Origin of the sequence: Nocardiopsis sp. MG754419 (genome assembly GCF_018207095.1) — a bacterium.
Lineage (GTDB): Bacteria > Actinomycetota > Actinomycetes > Streptosporangiales > Streptosporangiaceae > Nocardiopsis.
The window spans coordinates 1-4,694 of record NZ_QOCZ01000249.1 but is presented as its reverse complement, the minus strand read 5'-3'; the positions used below and the strand labels follow the sequence as shown (position 1 = coordinate 4,694).

Below are 4,694 nucleotides of genomic sequence, written 5' to 3'. Positions count from 1 at the left end.
GTCCCACCCCCCGCCGGGCGGGTCACCCCACCCGTGAGGAGGTACTCGCCGCTTGGGAGACCCAGCAGGCCCACAACGCCACCAGGCAGGGGGGTCACACTGTTGACGACCAGCACGAACACCACTCACCCGAGGCGAGTGAGCCCTCCAGTGTGAGCCGGGGGGTCAAGCAGGCTCAACAGGCGCGCAAGGCCACCGGCCGCGCCAACCTCACCCGGGTGGCTAGCCACGTCAAGGACCACCCCGGTCAGAGCGTCCCCGAGATCGCCGAGGCGCTCGATCTGAGCCCGGCCACGATCAAGCGACACCTGCGCTCCCTACGGGGTGGCGATGGGTGAGCGCCACCGGCCCGGGGTCACGCGCATCATCGCGGACCTGGGCGAAGGAGAGGGGTGGGTGTACCGGCTCCGTTGCACCTGCCCCTCACTCGCCTTGGACACCCACTCCAAAGACCAGGCACAGCAGGACCGCCGCCGGCACCTGGAACAGGTCGACATCGACCCCACCGAGCGGTGCCGCGACACCCGCCACAAAGTGCCCGCCTGGGACGTGTGCTCGCTGTGCGGCGACCAACTCCCCCTGTTCGACCTGTGAGTCACACCACGCCCGCCACAGGACTTGATCCATTCCCGGGGTGGTGTCCTCACCACCACCCCACCACACAGAAAGGCACCCGCCCCATGCTCGAACTGCTCACCCTCGCCCTGATCCTCGCCCTCGGTATCGGCCTGGTCATCTCCGGCCACATCGACGACAAGCACAACCCCTGACCACCCACCACGGGCGGCCCCACCCGCACCGGGCGGGGCCGCCCGACTGTGAAAGGAGCACCCGCCTATGGCAAGCGGGATCGTGGCCCTGATCGCGATGGGCCTGGGCATCGTGCTGCTGATCTTCGGTAAACGCGGCCGCATGCTCACCCTGTGCGCGCTCATCTCCGGCCTGTCCGTGGTGCCGTTCCTGGCTCCCTACGCCGTGGCCGGGGTTCGCGCTCTGAGCAGCGCCACCTTCGACGGCATCGCGGTGCTGGCCGCCGTGGTGGCTTCCGGATGGGTGGTCTTCGAGCTCAAGGACGGCGGCACCCGCCCCCTGACCCCGTGGGTGGCCCTGCTGGTGCCGTGCCTGTGGCTGGCCGCCTCGGGCCCCTTCATCGGCATCTACGAGTTCTTCCAGAACGGCCTGGACTCAGCGGAGACCTTCACCCGCGACTTCGACATCACCGACTACTGACCCCACCAGGCGGGCGGCGGCCTCACCACCACAGATCCGCCGCCGCCCGCACCCCACACACAGAAGGGCACCCACCAGCATGAGCGCCACCCACCCCGAACGCGAACCCGACCAGGAGCAGGAGGCCGAGGTGATCGACTTCCCCACCCGCACTGCTGCCCCCGAGGGTGGTGGTGAGGAGATCGTGGACGCCGAGATCGTGCACGAGGAACCGGACCTCGACGAGCACACCACCACCGAGGTGGCGGTGCCCGCCAAGGCCAAGACCAAGGTGGTGGTGCCCGCCTCGGTGCGCACCGCCGCCTCCCGCACCGCTCAGGTCGCCAAGCGCCCCGACCGGCTGGCCGTGGCGCTGCTCAAGCACGAACTGGTCCACGGCAGTGTGGGCACCGCTCGCGGGGCCGGGCACGTGTGGCGGTGGATGACCGCCGCCGAACTCGACACCCAACTGGCCGTCAAACCCGAACTGGTGCTGACCACCCGTAAGAAGCGGCGCAACATCGTGCTCACCGGGGCCGGCAGCACCGCCGCCGCCGGCACCCTGGCATGGTTCCTGCTCACCCCCCTGGTGCCGATCATCGCGCTGATGGCCGTGCTCGCGGTCGCCGGCGGCCTGGAGCGGCGCCGCACCGCCCTGGGCGACGCCGAGGCCGGCCACAAGGCGCTGGGCCCCAGCCCCTCGGGCAAGGAGGTCAAGAAGGTGTTCGTGGCTGCCAAGCTCGCCAAGAAGCACGACGAGATCCGCATCGTGGGTCCGGTCGCCCGCACCGACGGGGCCTGGGAGTCCACCCTGGAGCTGCCCCAGGGCACCACCTACAAGTCCGCGACCAAGAAGCGCGGCGAGATCGCCGCGGCGATCGGGGTCGACGAGGTCCAGGTCGCCCTGGACCCGGTCAAGGGCCACAACGGGCGCGTCAAGGTCTGGGTGGCCGACGAGGACCCCATGCAAGGCGACTCGGTGGACTCGCCCCTGATCACCCGCAAGGTCCCGGTCGACTTCTGGTCCGACAAGGTCTTCGCCGGCCGCGACGCCCGCGGCCGACAGGTGTCCTTCTCCCTGGTGGAACGCTCCTATCTGGTCGGAGGCGAACCCGGTGGCGGTAAGTCGGTGGCCTGCAACAACATCCTGGCGTTCGCCGCGTTGGACCCCAACGTGCGGCTGTGGTTGGCCGACGGCAAGGGCGGCTTCGACCTGGCCGACTTCGAGCCGGTCGCCGAGGAGGTTCTGGCCGCTCCCGAGCACGACGAGATGATGCAGATGATCGGCGCGCTCCAGGACGAGATGGCCCGCCGCTACACCAAGCTGCGCAAGACCGGGCACCGCAAGGTCACCCGCGAGGTGGCCCGCAAGCTCGACATGCACCCGATCCTGTTCCACATCGACGAGATCCAGAAGTTCGCCCTGGGCGACGGTGACACCAAGAAGGGCAAGGCCTTCATCACCGGGGTCGCCGACATCGTCGGGCGGGGCCGGGCCGCCGGGATCGTGACCGGCGCGGTCACCCAACGCCCCGCCGCCGACGTGGTCCCCACCCGGCTGCGCGACATCCTGTCCATCCGCTGGGCGCTGCGCTGCACCACCGCGGAGGCCTCCGACACCATCCTGGGATCGGGTCGGGCCTCCCTGGGGTACAGCGCGGCGATGTTCACCGCCGAGCAGCGCGGGGCCGGTTTCCTGCTCTCCGAGGGCGCCGCCCCGATCCAGGAACGCACCGCGTTCATGAGCGATGACGAGGTCGCCGCGATCGCCCGCCGCGCCTACGAGATCCGCAAGGACGCCGGCACCCTGCCCGAAGGCGATGACCGGGCCGAGATCCGGTTGCTCACCACGATCCTGGAGGTGATGGACCACCCCAAGGGCATCCACACCGCCGACCTGCTGCCCAAGCTGGCCGCCGCGGGTGATGAGTACACCGGGTGGGACGCCGCCGCGCTGAGCCGGGCGCTCAAGCCGGTGGGGCTCATCCCCGGCCAGATCGACATCGAGGGCCGTAACCGCAACGGCTACCGCCGCGACCGGGCCCAGGCGGCCCTGGATCGGGCCTGAGAACCGGCTCTGCGCACACCTCTTCCCCGGGTCTAGAACTAGGGCCTCCACCCCTAGTTTCTAGGCCTTTCCTCTACCCCCTAGAACCCTGCCTGAGCTGCTGATTAGCGCACCTAGGCCGGATAGGGACACCACCCGAACACGCCCGCCGGCACCACCCCGGTCGCCGGCCCCACACCCATGCGAGAAAGGCACCCCGTGAGCGACCTGTACACCCGCACCGAGACCGTCGAAGCCCACCAATGGATGCCCGCTGACCCGATCAGTGCGGGCCGCACCCTGGGCTGGCTCCTGGCCCACGGGGTGGAGTTCACCCACACCCGCGGCCCAGAGGCCACACTGACCCTCACACCTGACTCGGTGGCGTTGGTCGCCCACCCCGGGGACTGGGTCGTGCACCACCCCCGGCGCGGTTTGAGCGTGCTCACCAACGCCGACTTCGAGGCCGACTACGCCCCGGCCGGAGCGCCGCGAGGCCGCCGCGGCGTCACCAACGTGATCAACGGGGTGACCGCCGGCGGCTCCATCATCCAGTCCGGCGGCGACATCCGCTTCTGAACCCGCACGGCGCCTCTGATCCGCCCCGACCGTTCTACGGCGCGGGTCGGAGGGACCATCCGGTCCACCACATGACGACGGCCCCCGCAGCTACCAGGCACCGGGGGCCGTCTTCTCTCACCAGGAGAGGACCACACCTTATGCGCACTCACGCCCCCCGAGTGTCCGCGACCGTGCCGGCCGCCAACCGTAAGTGCCCCACCTGCGGCGACTACTACGACATCAGCGACCCCGCCGACAGCTACCCGCACAACAACAACCTCTGTGGCTGAGGAATCTCGTGAACAGCCACCAGCACTGAGCACAGCGGGCCCCGGGTGGAACCAGCACCCAGGGCCCGCACCTTTCCCAGCCGAAGCTGCGAACAGGAAGGCCCGACCAGTATGACCACCCCAACGACCAACCAGGAACTCCAGCACACCGCCGCACGGGTGCTCACCGACCTACTCTCCGCCGACCTGCCCGAAGTGTCATGGAATCTGTTCGCGCCGGCTGCCCTCACTCATCTCTTCGTACCGGCGTCGCTGAGCGTCGACCTGCTGACTGGTCAGGCCACCTCCCACCAGGCGGTGCGGGATTGGGCCGCGCACCTGGACACCCACGTGGACCTGCGCTTCGGCACCACCCCCGACGCCCGCGCGATCGTGGACGGCATCGTCGTGCGGGTCTGGTGCGCCCCCGAGTACCGGGACGACGTGAACCCCCGGAGGTGTGACCCATGACCGACTTCGCACCCGTCGACTACGCCCTGGCCGCCGCCCGCCGCGGCTGGCCCGTCTTCCCCCTCACCCCCCGCTCCAAGAAACCACCGCTGGTCCGGAACTGGGAGAAGACCGCCACCACCGACCCCGACCAGATC

8 protein-coding genes are annotated in these 4,694 nt (G+C 69.9%); all 8 read left to right on the top strand.

The annotated features are described in order from the left end of the window. The coding region (locus tag DSY14_RS27010; RefSeq protein ID WP_211719432.1) for a winged helix-turn-helix domain-containing protein at nucleotides 1-338 on the top strand (338 nt) is incomplete at its 5' end. After that, nucleotides 331-594 (top strand): hypothetical protein, encoded by a 264-nt coding sequence (locus DSY14_RS27005; protein WP_211719431.1) that lies wholly within the window; start codon nucleotides 331-333, stop codon nucleotides 592-594. The genes DSY14_RS27010 and DSY14_RS27005, both read left to right, overlap by 8 nt. Nucleotides 595-837: 243 nt before the next feature. After that, nucleotides 838-1,230, top strand: a complete 393-nt coding sequence (locus DSY14_RS27000; RefSeq protein ID WP_211719430.1) for a hypothetical protein — start codon at nucleotides 838-840, stop codon at nucleotides 1,228-1,230. 79 nt (nucleotides 1,231-1,309) lie between these two features. Then, complete coding sequence (locus DSY14_RS26995) at nucleotides 1,310-3,277, top strand: FtsK/SpoIIIE domain-containing protein (RefSeq protein ID WP_211719429.1); 1,968 nt, start codon at nucleotides 1,310-1,312, stop codon at nucleotides 3,275-3,277. Between the two features lie 198 nt (nucleotides 3,278-3,475). Then, nucleotides 3,476-3,835: a hypothetical protein gene (locus DSY14_RS26990; RefSeq protein ID WP_211719428.1), complete on the top strand. Its 360-nt coding sequence runs from the start codon at nucleotides 3,476-3,478 to the stop codon at nucleotides 3,833-3,835. A gap of 140 nt (nucleotides 3,836-3,975) precedes the next feature. Then, entirely contained in the window at nucleotides 3,976-4,107 is a 132-nt protein-coding gene (locus DSY14_RS29365; protein ID WP_283091714.1) for a hypothetical protein, read from the top strand. 111 nt (nucleotides 4,108-4,218) lie between these two features. Continuing rightward, the gene (locus tag DSY14_RS26985) at nucleotides 4,219-4,557 is read left to right on the top strand and encodes a hypothetical protein (protein ID WP_211719427.1); all 339 of its coding nucleotides are present in this window, start codon (nucleotides 4,219-4,221) and stop codon (nucleotides 4,555-4,557) included. Then, a partial coding sequence (locus DSY14_RS26980) for a bifunctional DNA primase/polymerase (protein ID WP_211719433.1) occupies nucleotides 4,554-4,694 on the top strand: 141 nt, incomplete at its 3' end. The genes DSY14_RS26985 and DSY14_RS26980, both read left to right, overlap by 4 nt.

What these genes read in the sequence shown, in the direction of transcription:
- DSY14_RS27005 (WP_211719431.1), top strand. Translation starts at nt 331, where the DNA reads ATGGGTGAGCGCCACCGGCCCGGGGTCACGCGCATCATCGCGGACCTG.
- DSY14_RS27000 (WP_211719430.1), top strand. Translation starts at nt 838, where the DNA reads ATGGCAAGCGGGATCGTGGCCCTGATCGCGATGGGCCTGGGCATCGTG.
- DSY14_RS26995 (WP_211719429.1), top strand. Translation starts at nt 1,310, where the DNA reads ATGAGCGCCACCCACCCCGAACGCGAACCCGACCAGGAGCAGGAGGCC.
- DSY14_RS29365 (WP_283091714.1), top strand. Translation starts at nt 3,976, where the DNA reads ATGCGCACTCACGCCCCCCGAGTGTCCGCGACCGTGCCGGCCGCCAAC.
- DSY14_RS26985 (WP_211719427.1), top strand. Translation starts at nt 4,219, where the DNA reads ATGACCACCCCAACGACCAACCAGGAACTCCAGCACACCGCCGCACGG.